The 20549-nt window shown below is 60.1% G+C and carries 15 protein-coding genes and 1 pseudogene; 9 read left to right on the top strand and 7 right to left on the bottom strand.

The window, feature by feature from the left end; translation table 11 throughout:
• The first annotated feature begins 185 nt into the window (after nucleotides 1-185).
• The 6 genes from AWB78_RS21385 to AWB78_RS21360 all read left to right on the top strand — a co-directional run bounded on the left by AWB78_RS21385 (nucleotide 186) and on the right by AWB78_RS21360 (nucleotide 9964).
• Entirely contained in the window at nucleotides 186-1334 is a 1149-nt protein-coding gene (locus AWB78_RS21385) for a porin (RefSeq protein WP_062607871.1), read from the top strand.
• Between the two features lie 848 nt (nucleotides 1335-2182).
• Nucleotides 2183-3097, top strand: a complete 915-nt coding sequence (locus AWB78_RS21380; RefSeq protein WP_062607869.1) for a YncE family protein — start codon at nucleotides 2183-2185, stop codon at nucleotides 3095-3097.
• Between the two features lie 96 nt (nucleotides 3098-3193).
• Nucleotides 3194-6373 (top strand): efflux RND transporter permease subunit, encoded by a 3180-nt coding sequence (locus AWB78_RS21375; protein WP_062607868.1) that lies wholly within the window; start codon nucleotides 3194-3196, stop codon nucleotides 6371-6373.
• 22 nt (nucleotides 6374-6395) lie between these two features.
• Nucleotides 6396-7574: an efflux RND transporter periplasmic adaptor subunit gene (locus AWB78_RS21370; RefSeq protein WP_232477778.1), complete on the top strand. Its 1179-nt coding sequence runs from the start codon at nucleotides 6396-6398 to the stop codon at nucleotides 7572-7574.
• Nucleotides 7575-7585: 11 nt separating this feature from the next.
• On the top strand, nucleotides 7586-9013 hold the full coding sequence (locus AWB78_RS21365) for an efflux transporter outer membrane subunit (protein WP_062607984.1): 1428 nt from the start codon (nucleotides 7586-7588) through the stop codon (nucleotides 9011-9013).
• 30 nt (nucleotides 9014-9043) lie between these two features.
• Nucleotides 9044-9964, top strand: a complete 921-nt coding sequence (locus tag AWB78_RS21360) for a LysR family transcriptional regulator (protein ID WP_062607864.1) — start codon at nucleotides 9044-9046, stop codon at nucleotides 9962-9964.
• 785 nt (nucleotides 9965-10749) lie between these two features.
• Here AWB78_RS21360 and AWB78_RS21355 read toward each other — a convergent pair.
• Entirely contained in the window at nucleotides 10750-11565 is an 816-nt protein-coding gene (locus AWB78_RS21355; protein WP_062607862.1) for an FTR1 family iron permease, read from the bottom strand.
• A gap of 245 nt (nucleotides 11566-11810) precedes the next feature.
• Here AWB78_RS21355 and AWB78_RS21350 point away from each other — a divergent pair, with 245 nt between their 5' ends.
• Nucleotides 11811-12920: a porin gene (locus tag AWB78_RS21350; protein ID WP_062607860.1), complete on the top strand. Its 1110-nt coding sequence runs from the start codon at nucleotides 11811-11813 to the stop codon at nucleotides 12918-12920.
• A 153-nt stretch (nucleotides 12921-13073) separates the two neighbouring features.
• On the opposite strand, the pseudogene AWB78_RS21345 reads toward AWB78_RS21350, so the two are convergent.
• A pseudogene (locus tag AWB78_RS21345) lies at nucleotides 13074-13515 on the bottom strand (iron transporter).
• A 260-nt stretch (nucleotides 13516-13775) separates the two neighbouring features.
• Between AWB78_RS21345 and bfr (AWB78_RS21340) the strand changes: the two are divergent.
• Nucleotides 13776-14252: a bacterioferritin gene (gene bfr / locus AWB78_RS21340; protein ID WP_062607859.1), complete on the top strand. Its 477-nt coding sequence runs from the start codon at nucleotides 13776-13778 to the stop codon at nucleotides 14250-14252.
• A gap of 5 nt (nucleotides 14253-14257) precedes the next feature.
• On the opposite strand, the gene AWB78_RS21335 is transcribed toward bfr (AWB78_RS21340), so the two are convergent.
• From AWB78_RS21335 to bfr (AWB78_RS21315), 5 genes are all read right to left on the bottom strand, one after another.
• A complete protein-coding gene (locus AWB78_RS21335; RefSeq protein WP_157697588.1) occupies nucleotides 14258-14764 on the bottom strand; it encodes a hypothetical protein in 507 nt (168 codons plus the stop codon).
• 77 nt (nucleotides 14765-14841) lie between these two features.
• Nucleotides 14842-17352, bottom strand: a complete 2511-nt coding sequence (locus AWB78_RS21330) for a TonB-dependent receptor (RefSeq protein WP_082883376.1) — start codon at nucleotides 17350-17352, stop codon at nucleotides 14842-14844.
• A 166-nt stretch (nucleotides 17353-17518) separates the two neighbouring features.
• Nucleotides 17519-18529: a FecR domain-containing protein gene (locus AWB78_RS21325; protein ID WP_062607855.1), complete on the bottom strand. Its 1011-nt coding sequence runs from the start codon at nucleotides 18527-18529 to the stop codon at nucleotides 17519-17521.
• Between the two features lie 3 nt (nucleotides 18530-18532).
• The gene (locus AWB78_RS21320; protein ID WP_062607853.1) at nucleotides 18533-19060 is read right to left on the bottom strand and encodes a sigma-70 family RNA polymerase sigma factor; all 528 of its coding nucleotides are present in this window, start codon (nucleotides 19058-19060) and stop codon (nucleotides 18533-18535) included.
• Nucleotides 19061-19252: 192 nt separating this feature from the next.
• Nucleotides 19253-19729 carry a bacterioferritin gene (gene bfr, locus AWB78_RS21315; RefSeq protein WP_062607851.1) on the bottom strand — a complete coding sequence of 159 codons (477 nt, stop codon included), beginning with the start codon at nucleotides 19727-19729 and terminating at the stop codon, nucleotides 19253-19255.
• Between the two features lie 281 nt (nucleotides 19730-20010).
• On the opposite strand from bfr (AWB78_RS21315), the gene AWB78_RS21310 reads away from it, so the two are divergent.
• On the top strand, nucleotides 20011-20549 hold a 539-nt coding region (locus AWB78_RS21310), incomplete at its 3' end, for a transposase (RefSeq protein ID WP_198399248.1).

Raw genomic sequence — 20549 nt, 5'->3', positions numbered from 1 at the left:
CCATAACAGATTACGCAAGCGCCCTTAGCGACACGAAGATGTATCTGCGCTACACGCGAAGAGGAATACTGTTTTGCATCGATGTTGCGATCTTTGGCCGATTACAGTCCGTGACCATGCGGTGCTGACGACAACACGACACGCGCTGCATCAGATTTGACTATCACCAACACGGGCTCCCTTCCATGAAAAGAAAACTGCTCGCCAGCGCGATTCTTTGCGCGCTCGCGTATCCCATTGCATCCTCGGCGCAAACTTCCGTCAGCCTTTACGGCGTCATCGACGAAGGCATTGACTACACGAACAATGTCAGCGGCCACTCCAACGAGCAACTGGCGAGTGGATTTGCACAAGGCAGCAGATGGGGGCTGAAAGGCTCGGAAGATCTGGGCGGCGGCAACAAGGCCGTATTCCGGCTCGAAAACGGCTTCGACGTGAACAACGGCAAGCTCGGGCAGTCGGGGCGTATGTTCGGGCGGCAAGCGTACGTGGGTCTGAGTTCCGCGACACTGGGAACACTGACCGTCGGTCGTCAATATGATTCGGTGGTCGACTATCTCGCGCCGCTGACAGCCAACGGCAACTGGGCCGGCTATCTGCTTTCCCATCCGCTCGATAACGACAACACCGACAACTCGTTCCGTCTAAACAACTCGATCAAGTACACGAGCAACAACTACGGTGGATTCACGTTCGGCGGTCTCTACGGCTTCAGCAATCAGGCGGGAGGATTCGCGAATAATCGCGCATACAGCGTGGGCGCGCAGTACGTCTCGGGACCACTCTCCGCTGCAGCTACCTATATGCAGATCGACAATCCAGGCGCCAACGCGGGCGGCTCCCTCGCCGCCGACGACACCGCCTTCTTCGCCGGACGCGAGCGCGTCTGGGGCGCGGGCATTAACTACGCCATCGCCGATGCGGCCACGCTCGGCTTCGTCTACACCCATGCCGACCTGAACGATGCCACCGGCTCCGTTTATGTCGGCAACTTTGCCAACACCGCGAGTTCGCTCAAGTTCGACAACTTCGAATTGAACTTCAAGTACCAGTTCACCAAGGCGATCTTTGCGGGCGCGATGTACAACTACACCCTGGGCAAATTCGACAGCGCGGCGGGAAATTCGAAACCGAAGTGGCATCAATTCGGCTTGATGGCGGACTACCAGCTTTCGCCACGCACGGATGCCTATATCCAAGGCATGTATCAGCACGTCGCGGGCGGCAGCGCAGCGGCGTCGCCGCTCGATCAGGCTTATATCACCGGGGCCGACGCTCCCTCGTCGACGCGCAACCAGTTTGTCGGCCGCATCGCCCTTCGCCACTTGTTCTAAAGAGAAACTCGCGGCCGATCCCGTTTAATCGTTCTCGCTCGAAACGCGCATCGCGACTGGATTCAATTCTTCTGGTTAGCCCGCGAATCGAGCGCTGTCTCCTTGCGGGCGCGGGCGCTTCTCCAACATCGGCGCAAGATTCGATATGAAGCTGGACGAGCCATGCTGCCGGACACTCATCAGCAACGATAAGCCGAGATTCTTCTCGTTCATCCGATACTTGCGTGAGATGACCTCTCGATGCTGCTGTTTCGAACGCCGAGCGAGCCTGGATCTTCGTCGCGGTGACGAGAGCAAACGAAACGACAAGCACGATGAGTCGCGTGGCCCCGTCACTGAAATCGTCGATTCGCCCGGACGCAGCCAGAACGAGCAGCGCCAGCACTTCAGTGATCGTAACCGACATAGCGAACAGCACGCCATTCGCGCGCATCCTGGCGAGCACTCCAAGTCGCATCCAAACCTCCCGTCAAGACCGCGAACTAATATCCCACGCTGGATTGTCGGTTCGCATCAACCACGTGACAAGAAAGACATCCGAAAAAGAGAATTCCTCGACGAGGAGGACGCGCGACGCAACCGGGACCCTGGCATCACTCGCTTAGCTGCGCCTTAGCGATTGGCTCGGTTAGAAGCCGGCGAGCCAAAGTTCGATGCAAATCTCAATTCCTAGCTCTTGCGTATGAACGCCCTGGCTCGAACGCTAGACTCATGTCGAACATCCGCATCCTGAAATCGCCATGAAATGCCTTCGACCCGCAGCCCTTCTTTGCTTTGTCTACGTTGCCGGCGTTCAGAGCGTTCACGCCACCGACGCATCTGAACTGAACCTCATCGCAACCATTCCCTTGCCCGCGATTACTGGCGGAGACTTCGATCATTGCGCCGTCGATCTGGCGCATTCGAAGCTTTATGTCGCAGCGGAAAAGTATGGGTCGATCGAGACGTTCTCGCTGCCCGACGGTCGTCATATCGAGAGCAATCGGTCGGTCGCCGTCTCGCCGCACAAGATCGAACTGATCAAGGACGGCCGGGCGTTGATGATTGCGGACGCGGGAGCCGCGCGCGTCGAAATCGTGGACACGAGCACCATGACCGTCGAGAAGCGCATTTCGCTACAGCCCCAGCCTGACAGCGGCATTCTCGACGCACGAACCGGAATCTTCTATGTCGGCAATGGCGGCGTGCAAAGCGGCAAGGACGACGCCTATATCAGCATGCTATCGGCGCAAAGCGAATCGTTGCTCGGGCGTATTCGCGTCCCGGCGGGTCAGATCAAAGGCATGGCGATCGATCCGCGGACCCGGCGCCTTTTCGTGAACTTCCGCGACAAGAACGCCGTCGGCATCATCGATACCGAGACCAACACGCTCGTCGGAACATGGAGCATTCCGGGCCCTTCCCGCAATTCCGCGATAACCCTCGACGCCGAACATCGGCGCTTGCTCATCGGATCGCGCGAGCCGGGAAAGCTCTATGTTCTGAATGTCGATACCGGCAAGATCGTGCAAACACTTGACATCACCGATATCTCCGACGAGATGGCCGTGGACCCCGCACACGCATGTGTGTATGTCGCTGGCGAAGGCGGACTCGACGTGATTCGACGCGAGCACGACGGCGCCTACACGAAGGTCCAGCACATCGATACCCACGGCGGAAAAACCTTCGCTTTCGTGCCCGAGTACCACCGCCTCTATGTGGTGAATACGAGGGGTCCACTCGCTTCGACAGCTGGCCTGCAGATCTTCGACACGCACTAGAAGCAAGATTACGAACTTGTCATTTTCCGGTCAGGGTTGGGCAAAGCGCGCACATGCAAACTGCGTCTCCTAGTGCCCCGACCCGGAAAAGACTTCGTGTGGATCGTTCGACTCGCCCTTCGCCGCCCCTATACGTTCATCGTTCTGGCGCTACTGCTATTCATGATCGGTCCGCTTGCCATTCTGCGCACGCCGACCGATATCTTTCCCAACATCAATATTCCGGTTGTCAGTATCGTCTGGTCGTATAGCGGGTTTTCCGCCGAGGACATGGCGAACCGCATCACGACGAACTATGAGCGTGCGCTCACTTCGGATGTCGAGAACATCGAGCACATCGAGTCACAGTCGCTCAACGGCGTATCGGTGATCAAGATCTTCTTTCATCCGGGCGCGGACATCAATCGTGCGGTGGCGGAAGCCACGGCCAACTCCGCTTCCATTCTGCGCATTCTGCCGCCGGGCACGCTGCCCCCGAATATCATCACGTATAACGCCTCGACAGTGCCTATTCTTCAGCTCGGCCTGTCGAGCGACTCATTGCCCGAGCAGACGCTCTACGACCTCGGCAACAGCTTTGTGCGCACGCAGCTCGCTACCGTCCAGGGCGCAGCCGTGCCTCTGCCCTTCGGCGGCAAGATTCGCCAGATCATGGTCGATATCGATCCACGCAAGCTTCAGGCAAAAGATCTCTCGCCGAGCGACGTGGTGAACGCCGTCAACGTGCAGAATCTGATCTTGCCCGGCGGCACGGCGAAAATCGGCGCCCGCGAATACAACGTGCAGATGAACGGCAGCACGAACAGCGTCGCCGCGCTCAACGATCTGCCCATCAAGACGATCAATGGCGGCGTGGTCTACCTGCGCGATGTCGCGCAGGTACGCGACGGCTATGCGCCGCAAACCAACATCGTGCGCAGCGACGGCAAACGCGCCGCGCTGCTGACCGTGGAAAAGACCGGCAGCACGTCCACGCTCACGATCATCCAGCAGATCCGCTCGATGCTGCCGCAGATTTCCGCAGGCCTCCCCAAGGCGCTGAAGATCACGCCGCTCGCGGATCAGTCCGTATTCGTCAAGTCCGCGATCCTCGGCGTCGTACGCGAAGCGCTTATCGCCGCATGCCTCACCGCGATGATGATCCTGCTGTTCCTCGGAAGCTGGCGCGCGACGCTCATCATCGCGGTGACGATTCCGCTCTCGGTCATCACCTCGCTCATCGCATTATCGGCGCTCGGCGAAACCATCAACATCATGACGCTCGGCGGCCTCGCGCTCGCGGTCGGCATTCTGGTGGACGATGCGACGGTGGCCATCGAAAACATCACGCATCATCTGGAGAACGGTGCGCCGCTTGCCGATGCCATTCTCAACGGCTCCGGCGAAATCGCGGTGCCGACCTTCGTATCCACGCTGTCCATCTGCATCGTGTTCGCCCCGATGTTCCTGCTTTCGGGCGTTGCGCGTTATCTGTTCGTACCGATGGCCGAGGCCGTCGTGTTCGCGATGTGTGCATCGTATTTCTTCTCGCGCACGCTCATTCCGACGCTCGCCATGTATCTGCTCAAGGCGCGCGGGCGCGGCGAACCGCGTGGACGCCTCGCGTTTCTGGCGCGCTGGCAGGCCGCGTTCGAACGGCGTTTCGAAGCCCTGCGCATGGGCTACAAGGATGTGCTTGCAAACGGCATCGGGCATCCGCGCACCGTGATTGCGATCTTCGTGGTGTTCTGTCTCGCTTCGATGACGCTCGTGCCCTTCACCGGCCGCGACTTCTTTCCGAGCATCGACACGGGCGAGATCCGCCTGCATATGCGTGCGCCGACCGGCACGCGGATCGAGGAAACCGCGCGGCTGGCGGATGAAGTCGAAGCGAAGATCCGCACCGTGATACCGAAGTCCGAGGAAGCGTCATTGCTCGACAACATCGGCGTGCCAGTGAGTGGGATCAATCTCACGTATTCGTCGTCGGCGCCCATCGGCACGGAAGACGCGGACATCATGATCGCGCTTACGCCCAATCACGCGCCGACCGCTTCCTATGTCACGAAACTGCGCGGCGTGCTCGCGGCTTCGTTTCCGGGCACGACGTTCTCGTTCCTGCCCGCCGATATCACGAGCCAGATTCTCAACTTCGGACAGCCCGCGCCGATCGACATTCAGATCGTCGGCAAGGACCTCGCGAAGAATCGCGTGGTGGCCAATCAGTTGCTCGCGAAACTGCGCCATGTACGTGGCCTCGTGGATGCGCACATCCAGCAGCCCGGCGACGCGCCCGCGATCAACATCGACGTGGACCGCACGAAAGCGATGCAGGCCGGGCTCACGCAGAAGGCGGTCGCGCAGGATCTGCTGATCTCGCTGTCCGGCAGTTCGCAGACCACGCCGAACTTCTGGCTCGATCCGAGAAACGGCGTGAGCTATCCGCTCATGACGGAAGTGCCGCAATACGACATTCATTCCTTGCAGACGCTCGCCAATCTGCCGCTCAACAAGAGCCAGGCATCGAGCGCACCGCAAAGCCTTCTCGGCTCGCTCGGCACGATGCGACGTGCGTCGCAGCAGGCCGTGGTATCGCACTACAACGTGCAGCCCGTGCTCGATATCTACGGTTCCGTGCAGGGCCGCGATCTCGGCAGCGTGGCCGCCGACGTGAACCGCCTCATCGACCAGGCCAAGGTGCATTTGCCGCCAGGATCGACCATCGTCATGCGCGGACAGGTGCAATCGATGACTCAATCGTTCAGCGGTCTCGGCTCGGGACTGGCGTTCGCCATCGCGCTCGTCTATCTGCTGATGGTCGTGAATTTTCAGTCGTGGATCGATCCGCTCATCATCATCTGCGGCCTGCCGGCTTCGCTTGCGGGCATTGCGTGGATGCTGTTCGCCACCGGCACCACGCTGAGCGTTCCCGCTTTGACCGGCACGATTCTATGTATCGGCATCGCGACGGCGAACAGCATTCTCGTCGTCAACGCGGCGCGAGAGAAGCTGCACGAAGGCGCCCGGCCTTGGGACGCGGCACTCGAAGCGGGCTTCACGCGCTTTCGCCCCGTCATCATGACCGCGCTTGCGATGCTGATCGGCATGCTGCCCATGGCGCTCGGTCTCGGCGATGGCGGCGAGCAGAACGCACCGCTCGGACGCGCCGTGATCGGCGGTCTTGCGCTCGGCACCGTATCGACCCTGCTGTTCGTGCCGGTCATGTTTGCGATCGTGCATGCATGGTTCGCGCGCCGGCGCGCCGCACAAGCTGCGCCATCCACCGACGCTCACTAAAGCCACCACTCAGGTCATCCGAATGAATCCGCAACACGACCCTCACACGCGGCCGCGAGCGCGCCGCTTCGTCTTCCCGCTGATCGTGGCAGGCGTCGCCGCCGCGCTGCTTGCGGCGGGCATTCTTCCGCGGCTTCGTGCGCAAGGCGCGTTGGCGGCGCAAGTCACGATGCAAAGCGCGCAAATGGTTTCCGTCATCGCGCCGAAAGCCGCGCCCGCCACGCAGGAGCTGCTGTTGCCCGGCGCCGTCACGGCTTTTTCCGATGCCGCGATCTACGCCCGCACGAGCGGCTACGTGCAGCACTGGTACACGGATATCGGCGCGCATGTGAAGAAGGGACAGGTGCTCGCCGATATCCAGACCCCGGAACTCGATGCGCAGCTCCAGCAAGCGCATGCCGACGAAGCCACCGCCCAAGCCAACTTCAATTACGCGAAGGCGACCGCGCAGCGCTGGCAGGACATGCTGAAAACGCAGTCGGTGTCGCAACAGGACGCCGACACCAAAACCGGTGACATGCTCGCCAAGCGGGCCATGCTGCAATCTGCGCAGGCGAACGTGCAGCGGCTCACCGAACTCGTCTCCTATGAGAAAGTCGTCGCGCCCTTCGACGGCGTGGTGACGGCGCGCAACGTCGATGTCGGCGCGCTCGTGACGGCGGGCGGTGCGCCGGGTCTCGCGGCATCGGCGGGTGAGTTGTTTCATGTTGCGCAGCGCGACACGTTGCGCGTGTTCATCGACGTGCCGCAAAACGATGCGCCCTACGTGTCCGCAAGCACGCAGGCGTATCTGACCGTGCAGCAGTTTCCGGGCAGACAGTTCGCTGCGCATGTCGCGCGCAGTTCGGGCGCGATGGACCCGGTGAGCCGGACTCTTCGCGTCGAGGTCGACGTGGACAATCAGGACGGCACGCTGCTTCCCGGCGCCTATGCGCAAGTGCATCTCGCGCTTCAGAACGGCAATCCGGCGCTCGATTTGCCGGTCAGTGCGTTGCTGTTCCGCCCGAACGCTGTGACCATCGCCACGGTGGACGCGGCTGGAAAGACGGCGCTCAAGTCTGTCACCGTGGGACGCGACTTCGGTACGCACGTCGAGATTCTGACGGGATTGCAAGCCAGCGATCGCGTCATCGACAATCCGGGCGATGCCTTGATGAGCGGCGAACCGGTGAAGATCGCCAAGGCGGGCCACGCATCGTGAAAGCGAAGACGATGAAGCTTCCAATGCGACGCGCGGCTTGCGCGCTGGCTTGCATGTTTGTCGCGGCGTGTTCGACTGTTCCGGATTATCGGCCGCCCGAAGTGGCTGTGCCCGCGCACTTCGCGTCCGCGCCCGGGTGGTCTGTGGCGTCACCATCCGATCAGCAGGCGCGCGGCCCGTGGTGGACCCTGTTTCAGGACCCGACGCTCGATGCGCTCGAAGCGCGCGTCGATGTATCGAACCAGACGCTCAAGAAAGCCGTCTCTCAGCTTCAACAGGCGAGAGCGATGGTCGACTATCAGCGCGCCGGTTTCTGGCCCACGATTTCGACGAGCCTCAGCCAGAATCGCACGCGGACATCGGCGAATCTGGAAGGGAAATCGCTCGCAGGAAAGACCGTGCCGGACTACGCCGTCGGCCTGTCCGCATCGTGGGAACCCGACCTCTTCGGCCGGATCCACGATGCAACGCTCAACGCGCAGGCCAACGCGGACGCAAGCGCGGCCGATGTCGAAGCGGTTCGTCTTTCCGTGACGAGCCAGCTCGCAATCGACTACTTCAACCTGCGCTCCCTCGACACGCAAAAGAAGCTTCTCGACGATTCGATCGACGCGTATTCGGCTGCGCTCAAGCTGCTGGATCAGCAACTCGCGAACGGCGCAATCGACGCCTCGGCGGTCGCGCAGGCCCAGACGCAGCTCGAAAGCACGCGCACGCAGGCGACCGAAACCGCCTCGCAACGATCGCAACTTGAACACGCCATCGCGACGCTGGTGGGACAACCCGCTTCGACCTTCTCCATTGCGCCGGTCGTCCAGCAATTTGCAGTGCCGGCGATTCCCGTCGCGCTGCCCTCGCAACTGCTGGAGCGTCGCCCGGACGTCGCCGCGGCCGAACGGCGCGTCTTCGCCGCCAACGCGCAAATCGGCGTGGCGCGCGCGGCCTACTTTCCGAGTCTCGTGCTCGGCGCGAACGTCGGCCTGGAAAGCACGTTCTTCGCGCCCTGGCTCACGGCGCCGAGCCTCTTCTGGTCGCTCGGGCCTCAACTGGCGGCAACGATCTTCGACGGCGGACGCCGCTCCGCGATGCTCGCCGATGCACGCGCGCAATACGAAGGCGCCGCCGCCGACTATCGCCAGACCGTGCTGACGTCTTTTCAGCAGGTCGAGGACGATCTCACCGCGCTGACCGCGCTCGCGGACGAAGCCCGAAGCCAGCGCCGCGCATCCGATGCCGCGGCACTGTCGCTCAAACTCACCAATAACCGCTTTCAGGCAGGCGCGGTCAGTTATCTCGACGTCGTGACGGCGCAGACGATCGCACTGAGCAACGAAAGAATCGCGGATCAGATCGACGCGCGACGCGCCATCTCTTCCGTCGGTCTGCTTGTCGCGCTCGGCGGCGACTGGAACGCGTCCGGCAAACGGGCCGCCGAATGACACATCAACGCCAAATCAAAGCTGGCAGCCATGAATCAACTCGAATCGATGCGAATCTTCGTCAAGGTCGCGGAGTGTCTCAACTTCGGCGTTGCCGCGAAACAGCTCGGGATATCCAATTCGGCGGTCACGCGAGGCGTCGGTGCATTGGAGCATCATCTGCGACTGCGCCTGATAAACAGGACGACGCGTAGCGTTTCGCTCACACAAGCCGGTCAAAGCTACTTCGAGAGCTGCGCCGATGTGCTCTCGCAAGTCAGACAGATCGAAGAAAAGGTGCGAGCAGAGGCGGAATCCGCGACCGGCCGTGTGAAGATTGCCGTATCCGCCCTGTTCGCGGCAACGGACTTGCCCAAGCTGCTGACCGAGTTCCACAAGAAGCATCCGCTCATCGCCTTCGACGTGACGATCTATGAAAATCAGGCGCAAATCTCTCCCGAGGATTTCGAATTGTCCTTCATGGTCGAGCGCAAGCTTCGCGATTCATCGCTCGTCTGCAGAACGCTTGGTCGGACGGAGGATGTCATCGTCGCAGCGCCTTGCTATCTGAAGTCTCGCGAGTTGCCGCTCAGCCCGAGAGATTTGCCCAACTATGACATTCTTCTCGATTCCGAATCGCTGATGCGCTACTGGACATTCAACGACAAGGACGGTGTTCACCGCGTCATGCTCGTACCGACGCTAACCGCTCGAAATACCTGCGCCGTCGTCCGTTCGGCGGTCGCGGGTCTGGGCGTGGCGCGGCTGCCTCGAATGCTGATAGAAGGCGAGTTGGAAAGCGGAAAGCTCCTGCCGCTTCTGAAGAATTTCGATCTCGACGGGAAAGAGCGAACTATCAGCATGCTGTATGCCGGCCAGCGTTACGCGACGCAGGCGATTCGATCGCTAGTGGACTTCGCTATCGAACAACAGGCGGAGATGTCGTTCTTTACGCGCAGCACCTGTGCTTGACGAATCGTACAAGTGCCTGTGACGCAGCCATCTTGCCGGACCAAAAAGTGCGGACCTTTTGACTGTACTGAGCCTCGACAGCCGGTCTCACGCGATAGTTCGGCACGAGCCCATAGCGGCAGTCAAGCGAGATTTCGCTGTTCTCGAGGCGAAATTCTCGAATCGTAAGCGCATCATAGCGACTCCTGCTGTCGATGACGGCGGCACGCAATGAAGGGTCTGTCGTCGTCAGCAGTTCCGCGATGTTGGTCGACTGTCACGGCCAGATTGAAATGTGATCAAGCGGACCTGTCGGCGGGCTACCCCATTTAACGTGAGTGCTCACGCTTTGAAGCGCACTGTCTCAGATTGTCACGGGCGTCAGTCCGAGGGACCGCGCTAACTCGTTCAAGCCGGTCTTCCTCATCTTCGTATCGCTCAAAGTAGCTCTCCGCAAGATAAAACCCACACCACCGTGACCAACCAGCCGGGTGTCAGGGCGATCAAGATCGTGCCCGAGATGATTAAGCGATCGTAGGGGCTGGAACGCCGAGCGAGCACGATTTACGGGTAACCGGAAAAAGCCGTCATCTTCGCATGTGAAAAGGGAGCAACGATGGACTATGAGACGCTTGCCCCCGCGCGACGCGCGATGTTCTTTCTATGCAATGATATGTTCACGAACCTCTCGCCTGACGGACTACGACTGCTCGATGCCGCTGTGAGATGGGCGTCCCAGGCCGAATGACGCCTGGTTCTGCCTTCACGGGAAGCGCATAGGTCCGTGGCCCGTCCTTGCTCCTAGGTTAGGAAGTATGTTGGCGAGTGCTTGCAATTTTCGAAAGACCGACGATGACGCCGAAGGTAAGAAGATAAACGACGATCTGCGAACCCGCGGGACGGGCCGTGTACCCAACCAGGGCATGCAGCATCTTGCCGGCGATTGAAGTCTCGTCAAGCAGCCATGAACTGTCCCAGACCACATCGCCCCAAGTGGGAGCGACTCCGGCCGAAATCAGAAAGCCAACACATTGACTCGCCATGCCCGCCGCGAGGAGGACAATCAGTGCATTCGTGACGGCGAAGAGCTTTTTGATTGGGATCTGCAGCAACCCTGCATACATACCAAAACCGAGGCTTACGCCGCCTACCAGACCAATCAATCCGCCCACCAGCATCTGGAGCGTCTCGCCGGGCGAGCTCACAAGGACGCCGTAGAGAAACAACACTGCCTCAGCGCCTTCGCGCAGCACGGCGGCACCCACCACGACTGATAGACCGATCAGGGGCTTGCTGCCCGTTGCGACCGCCTTTCCGACTGCCGATATTTGCCGGGCCATCTCCCGGCTGTGGCTGCTCATCCAAATGCTGTGCCAAGCGAGCATCACCACGGCGACGAACATGACCGCTGCGTTGAAAAGCTCTTGTCCCAACCCGGAAGCCAGATTCGACAGAGCATCAGCAAAAATCGCCAGTAGGCCCGCCCCCACGATCCCACAAACAAGCCCGCCCGCGACCCACCACCCGCGCCCTGCCACGCCCTTGCTGGCAGCAAGAACGATCGAAACAATCAGGGACGCCTCCAGCACTTCACGAAACACGATAAGAGCTGTAGAGAGCATGATCAGGCACCGTCCGCGACGCAAAAACCAGAAAGGTAACTGAAATATCCGGGTAAATGCTTAGCATTTGCTTACTAGGTGCTCATCCTTGCGGCGAACGAGAAGCACGCTCCCTTAAGCGGCGTCGTCAAATCATCAGACTTAAAAAATGACTTTCAAATACACTTGAAAAACAAATAAAAATCATTACCATTCTTCGTCGTGCTTACGTTCAAGTCCGTTTGTTGGACAACCTGGAGAGGAACATGCCCTGCCCGCGCTGCGATGTCGCAATTCGAGTCACCTGTGCCCTGTCGCTTGCATTCGTGACTTGTCAGTCTCGCGCACAAAGTTCAGTCACCCTATATGGCGAGATCGATGGCGGTGTAGCCTACGTGAACAATGTCGGCGATCACTCTCAGTACAAAGTGACGTCTGGTGTGATCGATGGAAGCTATTGGGGGCTCCAGGGAGTCGAGGACCTTGGTGGCGGAGCGAAGGCAATCTTCAGGCTGGAACGTGGCTTCTCGGTCGCGACGGGCGAGGGATTTAATGATCACCCGGTCTACGTGGGTCTCGGTACCGAGATGCTCGGGACGATCACCTTCGGTCATCAGTACGACTCGATCCACGATTATTTCGCGCCCTTCACCCTGACGGGCGGCACGGGCGGAACCGCCTTCGCACATTTACTCGACAACGATAATGCCAACAACTCCTTCCTCGCTGCGAACTCGGTGAAGTACACGAGCGCCAACTATGGAGGGTTCACCTTCGGAGGCCTCTACGCGTTTTCCAACCTCGCCGGGCAGTTCGCGAACAATCGAGCGTACAGCGTAGGGGCGAATTATTCGATGGGCCCATTCAACGTGGGCGCCGCATGGCTGCACAACAACGGACGGGGAAATACGGACAACGGCGCATACGAGCCGCTCGCGCTGCCGGGGTCTGACGGTGCGGTGTTCGACGCCATCGTCGCTCGTCAAAACACTTTTGGCGTCGGGGCCAGCTATGCATTCGGCGATTTCACGCTTGCCGCCGCATTCTCCCGCTCGATCAACTCGGGGGTAACCAATGCCGAAACGGGTGAGGCGGCAGCGTCCCTTGCGCTCAACAACTACGAGATCAATGGCGTCTATCAACTGACGTCAGCGTTCGCCTTGGCCGGCATGTATGTCTATACAAACGGCGGCGGGGCACATTGGCACCAGGGTGCGTTGCAGGCTGACTATTTGCTCTCGAAACGTACCGACGTCTACATCGAATCCATTTACCAGCGCGCCTCGTCGAACGCACCGGCGGTGATCAACACCAATGATCCGGCAAGTGGCCGCAATCAGTTGATGGTCGCTGCAGGAATCCGACATCGTTTCTAATGTGCCCTGCTCGCCTCTAAACACACGACGCCGCGCCCTCTGAACATGACGCGCCGCTCATTGGCGAAGGTGGATGCAACCCACCCGATTCGCCATGTCCTTGCGGTGGACTTGTTCACTGGGCGAGTTGAACGCCTTATGGATCGCGATCGTTCAATAGCCACCTTTCTTGCCAATGCCCGCGAGCGGAAAGCCGTATTCGATCGTCACGGCTTGAACCACGGGCCGACGCCCGTTTCCGTGTCGGGGTGACGGCCGAACGCCATGTGGCCTTCCTGCGAAGGCGGCGAGATATGCAGATTCAGGTGATACTTGCCAGCGCCGAAAAGCTTAACGTTGTCGCCGTAATGCGGCCCGTCGCTCGCGACCATCGGCATCAGGTCGCCCTTGATGGTCTGGGTCGTACCACCTTCGTGAGTTCGTACGTGACCTGTAGGAACGGCATCCAGTCGCCCTCGGCGAAGCCGGTCGGGTTGTTCTTGACCGCGTGGATGTCCGCTTCGAGATGGATGTCGGAATCCGACGCCCTGCGCATCATGCCTTCCGGCGCCATCGTAATCGGCTGAAGATACACAGCACCTGTACCTGTCTCCATCCCCCCTTCGATATGCTGCTTGCCGATCGGATACGTCTGCACGGGCTCTCTGAATTCAGCGAGTGCCTAAACACTAATACGACACATCGCATTTGCAAGAAATTTCCGGCTAGTTTGTGCTCGTACGAATACGGGCTTGAACATTTCGCCAAGTCTTCGTCGAATGTCCACGACACGATTGATGAAGATGCGTCTCGTTGCCGCGCGTTTCCTAACGAGGGTCTATTCTGTTTGAATGACGCAACCAGGCGAGCGATAGCATGCAAGGCGATCCGAAGGTGATTGAGTATCTCAACGCCGAACTGAAAAACGAACTGACGGCCGTGCATCAGTACCTTTTACATGCCCGCCTTTATAAGCACTGGGGACTTACGGAGCTCGGCGCCCACGAGTACAACGAATCGATGGATGAGTTGACTCACGCGGACAGGCTGATCGAGAGAATTCTCTTGCTCGATGGGCAGCCCAATCTGCAGGACCTCCATCCGCTCAATATAGGCAAACACACGCTAGAGGCTCTGCAAAACGACCTCGCGCTTGAAAAGACGGCACAAGCTCAGTGCAAAACCGGAATCGCTTACTGTGAATCGGTCCGGGACTTCGTCTCGAGAGAAATTCTCGTCGACCTGCTCGACGCAACGGAAGATCACATCGACTGGCTGGAGATTCAAATCGGGCTCATCGACACGATCGGAATTCAGAACTACCAGCAGTCTGGCATGCACAAGGTCGGTTGACCGGTTCAATCCGGGAATGCAATGACATGGAAATTGGGGTAGTAGATCTCGAGATCGTTGCCGTTGCTGTCGACCTGCTGGAACGTGAGCTCATACGTGTGCTTGCCCGGCTCCGCCTCAAAAACGGTGGTCCCGTCAAGGTTCTGGCGGTCATTGTCGTATTTGTCGATCTCGTGCACCGCAGGGCTGCCGACGTTTATTCGCTTGATGGGCCGGCCTTTTGCGCCGTCCATCGAAACAAGGGCGCGCACATAGCAGGGACAATTCTCGGCGTGTTCAGAGGAGATCTCGCTGGAGAACTGAACAAGGACTTTCGATTGTTTCTTTACGTCGAGAGAGAGGGTCGCGACGTTGAACGGCTGTCGGCCCTTAATGAGGTAATTCGTGTCCCAGCCGGGCGTGCTGAACGTGGCTACGACGGGCTCTGCCGCAAAGGCGACAGCGTTTGTAGCGAGCGCCAATGTGCCCGTGAATGCCATCTTCATCGAGAAACGGCGAGCAGTCGAATTCATGGAGTTCTTCCCCTTTGTTGATATGCCTTGAGTTTCCCGGGCGAATGCACCGCCCGGAACGACGATGTACTCATAACTTAGAAGTCCGTCGACAACGACAGCCAGAACGTGCGCGGCATACCGCTGATCAGATAGCCGGTCGGATTGGCCTGCCAGTAGTATCGGTTGAAGAGGTTCGTCACGTTCGCGCGCAACGTTACTGGACGGCCGAAGACGGGTGTGGTGTAGCGCGCGCCGAGATCGACGCGCGTCCATGAGGGCACGTGCTGCGTGTTGTCCTGGCTGACGTAGGTTTCGCCGGTATAAATGAGGCGCCCGGAAACGGTGAATCCGGGGAAGAAAGGCGTGTCCCATTCGGCGCCGAGGTTGGCCTGTACGGACGGCGCGCCGAATGCATGGTTCCCGTCGTACCGATTACCCGCGGTGCGCGTGAGCTTCGCGTCGATCCAGGTCACCCCGCCGAGCACGCGCACGCCGTGCATCGGCTCGCCGAAGCCATAAAGCTCGACACCTCGGTTGCGCTGCTGACCGTCGAGACTGAAGACCTTGCTGACCGGATCGACAACACCGCTCGGCACTTCGATCTGAAACAGGCTCAGCGTGGCGCCGAAGCTTCCCAGATCCAGCTTGGATCCCAACTCATATTGTTTGGTCTTGAACGGCGCGAAGACCTGATTGGGATTGGCAGCATCCGCGGGCGGCGTGGCGCCGGGTGTCAATGCTTCGATGTAGTTCGCATAGAACGACAACTGATCCATCGGGCGAACCACGAGTGCGAACGATGGCGTCGTCGCCCCTTGGTCGTAATGCGTGGTCGTTGCGCCCGAAACGGCAAAGTTGTTGCTCTCGACCTGCTGATGACGTACGCCGACCGTGAACTGCACGAGCCCCTGCGCAACCGATAACGTATCGGCGATCGCGACACTCTGGAGTGTCTGGTCGCTGCTCTTCGATTCGGGCGAGGTCGATAGGGGCGCACCCAACCCAGCCAGCCGCACCGGCGCGTAGATATTGGTTGCATAGCTGCCATAGATGCTCTGGCCGAACCACGTTGTCGTGTCGAGCCGGTTGCCGCCGACCACGAGTTGATGATCGATCGGACCGGTCTTGAAGCGCGCCCTCACCCCAGCTTCGGCGGACAGCGCGTGTGAGCGCCCTTGCTGATAGCGCGAAGTCGAAATCGCGTCGCCGAGTACGTTCGTGATCGTCGCGCCCGGGTCCTCGATCTTGTCGTAGCCGAAACGATTCATGCCGAGTGCGCCGTACAAGGTCACATTCGACGTGAGGTCATACTCCGCCCGGCCCATCACGGTAAGGCTGTGAGAACTCGAATACGAAAAGTCCTGCGCCAGATTGATCTTTGGATCAGGCGCGCCAGGAAGCTCAATGCCCGCGAGCGGCGTGTAGCCGCGTGCCGCCGCGCGCATCCAGTCGTCCTGATAAATCACGTCTCCCGACACGCGAAGCCGTTCGCCCTGGTAATCGAGTCCGACCGAGAGTGCGGTGCTGCGCTTGAACTGTTCATCGATCGGCGTATCACCTTCGCGGCGCGCGGCATTGACACGAATGCCAAAGCGATTATCGGGACCAAAGCGCCGGGCGAGATCGGCATGCGCACCGAACACGGAGTCGGATTCATACTCGGCAGTGACGCGATTGAGCGGCGTATCCCCGGCACGTTTGGTGAGCACGTTCACGCTGCCGCCGACGCTGCCGGACGGCATCATGCCATTAAGCAAGGCGCCCGGGCCCTTGAGCAGTTCGACACGTTCGATCGGATCCGGTCCCACGCGATAGCTCGGCACGAGCCCATAGAGGCCGTTGAGCGCGATTTCGCTGTTCTCGACGCGAAAGCCTCGAATCGTGAGCGCATCGTAGCGATTGCTGCTGTCGATGGCGGCACGCACTGAAGGGTCTGTCGTCGTCAGCAGTTCCGCGATGCTGGTCGACTGTTCGTCGCGAATGAGCTTTTCGGTATAGCTCGCCACGCTGAACGGCGTGTCCATGTAGTCCCGGTCGCCGAGGATGCCCAGCGCGGCGCCCGTCGCGACCTGACCGCCCGCGTAGGGGACGGGCAACGCGTCGCCCACCTTCTTGCCGACCACCGTCACAGCGGGCAGGGCGCTTTCGGTGACCACGCCTCCCGCAGCCCGAGGGACGCGCAGCGAGTAGCTGCCGTCAGCCTGCTTCACCGCTTCCAGTTCCGTACCGTTGAGAAGCGCGTTGAATGCACCATTCACGTCGAATGTGCCATGCACACCGGGACTCGTTTTGCCCGCGGTCAGTTCACCCGGCACGCTCAGCAGGATGTCCGCCTGATCGGCAAAGCGGCTCAGCGCGGCGGCCAAGGGGCCGGCCGGCACGTCGTAGCGTGTCGTGCCCGCCTGTGCGGCCCGGCCAGCCTTCTCTTCCGGGGTTTGCGCATGCGCATTGATCGCTGCAACGCTCCCCGCCAGCGCGATGGAGACGAACGCCATGCGCACCGCGTGAGCGACGGGACGGCGCGTCGTTCCGTGCGCACGGGCGGCGCTGTTGTCGCGCTCATGTCGGTTGTAAAGCGGGCTGGAAGGGTACGACAGGCGCTGCATAGGACGGATTCCTCGTTGGGTGCGTTGACAGGAAGAGGTCCGTCCGACAGCGTCGGTTGCCCGGTTCGTCTTTGGCCCTCTCCTTTGCTAATCGGACGAGGATCGAAAATGCGAACCGGTTCGAAGAAAAAGTTAGGAAATAAATCGCGAAGCCCTGTCTACCTGTCTATCGGGCTTCGATCGATGTCCACCAAGGCAGCGTCCGGCGGATGCGCAGGGGCAGATCGCGCTCGAGCATCGCCAAGACCTGGTCGGGGCGCGCGGCGGGATAACGACCGACGACCCTGATCGACGCCACCGCCGGATCGACGCCGAGATGACCGCGCGTGTAGCGGGAGAGTTCAGCGACGAAGGTCTCCAGCGTCACGTTGTCCGCGACGATGACGCCGCGCGTCCACGCCTCTCGCGCGACATCGGCAGACACCGGATCGGATATGGCGTTCGCATCGAACTGCCGCTGCTCGTTAGCGGCCACGATGCGCGTCTCGCCCGAACGCGTGCGGATCTCGACGCGGCCGTCGAATACGGCCAGCAACGCGAAACCCTCTGTCTGACGCACCGTGAAGCGCGTGCCCAGGGCTTGCAAACGGCCGTACCGTGTATCGACGAAGAAGGGCCGATTGCGGGGGTCCTTGGTGGTATCGACCAGAATCTCGCCCATTTTCAGCGTGAGCAGGCGGCGTTCGTCGTCGTAGTCGACATTCAGCGCGCTTTCGGTGTTGAGCCACACGCGCGTGCCATCGGCGAGGATGAGCTCGCGCTGCTCGCCGACCCCGGTCGCATAGTCAGCCTGCCATGCGGTGACGACGTCGGGCAACGGTGTGAGGCGCCACGTGAACCATCCGGCGACGCCCGTGCCGCCTAGCGCGGCAAGGCATCCAAGTACCTTGCGGCGCGTCGGGACGCCGCGTGCCGACACGCGCATAGCAACGATCGCAGCGTCGCGCTCGCCTTCCGCGCGTAGCGGATCGAAGCGGCGGCTGACAGCTTCGATATGCTCCCATGCCCGACGATGCTCGGGACGCTCGTTGAGCCACACGGCCCACGCTGCGCGCTGCGCTTGCGCCGAGTCATGGTCCGTCAGGAGCACGGCATACCAGTGCGCGGCCTGCTCCAGGCTTTCGAAGTCCGCTGCGACGCCGTCGCGCGCGCTGACAAGGGGAAGGCGCGCGGTCATGTGTCAGATCCGCAAGCCGGCATCGATCAATGCAAGATGAAGCATCGCGCGGGCGATGTACTTCTGGACCATGCGCTCGGACACCGTCAGTTCCAGTGCGATATCACGCGTCGACGCGCCGTGAATCTGCGCGAGGATAAAGGCATGCCCCACTTTTTCCGGCAATTGGCCGATGATCGCGCCGATCTCCATCAACGTCTCGATGATGATGGCGCGGTGCTCCGGTGAAGGCTCGTAGGCTTCGGGGCGAGACGCGAGCGTGTCGAGCCATGCCTGCTCGACCTGCCGACGGCGCCACAGATCCACGCACATGCCTTGCGCCATGGCTCGAAGATAGGCGCGCGCCTCGCCCGGACTCGCGAATCCCTGCGGAGCAGGCTTGACGAGCAGACGAATGAAAGCATCGTGAGCAAGGTCCGCAGCGTCTGCGGCGTTACCCAGTCGACGACGCAGCCAGCCTTGCAGCCACCCGTGATGATCTTCGTAGAGGACATGCGTGTCGTGAAACGACAGATGATCGGCGGCAGGCATGGGCGAATCCCCTCGAAACACGAGTGAAGTTTAATGAGAATTATTCGCGTTTATATCAAACCTCCTTGTGCTTGGCAACGCGTCGCCTCGAACGGCGAGGCTTTCGCACCACGAAAGTCATTCCGGTAATATTACAATTTAATTACAACCCAAACTCCGGATCGTGCGGCGATCGTGGCGAGCCCCGACTATTCAACTCATTGAATCGATCCCTGATTGAAGGTAGTTCTGCAGTCCGACCTTGTCGATCAAGGCAAGGTTGGTCTCGAGCCAATCGATCTGCTCCTCGATATCGTCGAGAATGGACGTCAGGATTTCGCGCGAAACAAAATCACTTACCGATTCACAATAGGCGATCGCCTCTTTGCTCGTGTTTTGTGAACTCTGTTCGAGCCTCAGGTCGCACTCGAGGATCTCTTTCGTTTCTTCGCCTATGAGTAGCTTGCTCAGGTCTTGCAAATTGGGAAGGCCCTCGAGCACGAAAATGCGCTTGATCAACGCGTCGGCATGTTTCATTGCATCGATCGATTCGTCGTACTCATGCTTTCCAAGCGCATCGAGGCCCCAGTTCCCGTACATGCGCGCGTGCAAAAAATACTGGTTGATTGCGGTGAGTTCGTTCTTCAGCTGTGCGTTGAGATACTCGATGACTCTCTTGTCGCCTTGCATGACAGACCTCCTTTCGGTACGACTACATCGCGGCGCTGCCGGAGAAACCAGATCAGGCAATTACCCTTCTCGTCCCTTTACACGATAGCCCATTGAATATTCCATCGCGGGAATTAGAACGGGAATAAGTCGCGAAGCGTCCCCGGTAAAAGCGGTCCAGGACGAGCGAAGTCGCCGATCTGTTGTTCGGTAGACTGAAGAAACAATGCGCCGGGAGCCTAGGAGCGTGCGCGGCAGAAATCTGATGTCATCCGGCCGAGCGGAGAAGACGTTGTTAGCAGATGCCAACAAGTTATCTCCCATACGAGCCGCAGCAGCAGATGTTGCTGCCCCACGCGCTGCAAGACTGGCTGCCGGAAGGGCACCTGGCTTATTACATCAGCGACACGGTGGATTCGCTCGACCTGTCAAGCTTCCATGCGCGGTATGCGGGCGGCGGCCCGCGCAATCAACCCTTTCATCCGGCGATGATGGTGAAGGTGCTCGTCTACGGCTATGCGACCGGGGTGTTTTCGTCGCGCAAGCTGGCCAGGAAGCTGCATGAAGATATCGCGTTCCGGGTCCTCGCCGCGGGCAACTATCCGGCGCATCGCACGCTTTGCGACTTTCGCGCCTTTCACTTGAAGGAACTGTCGGAGCTGTTTGTGCAAGTGGTGAAGCTGGCCAAGGAATGCGGACTGGTCAAGCTCGGGACGATTGCCGTTGACGGCACGAAGATCAAGGCCAATGCGTCGCGTCATAAGGCGATGAGTTACGAGCGGATGAAGAAAGCCGAGCTGGAACTCAAAGAACAGATCGATGCGCTGCTGGCCAAGGCGAA

The organism is Caballeronia calidae (assembly GCF_900044055.2).
Classification (GTDB): Bacteria; Pseudomonadota; Gammaproteobacteria; order Burkholderiales; family Burkholderiaceae; genus Caballeronia; species Caballeronia calidae.
This window is presented reverse-complemented; position numbering and strand designations above follow the sequence as displayed.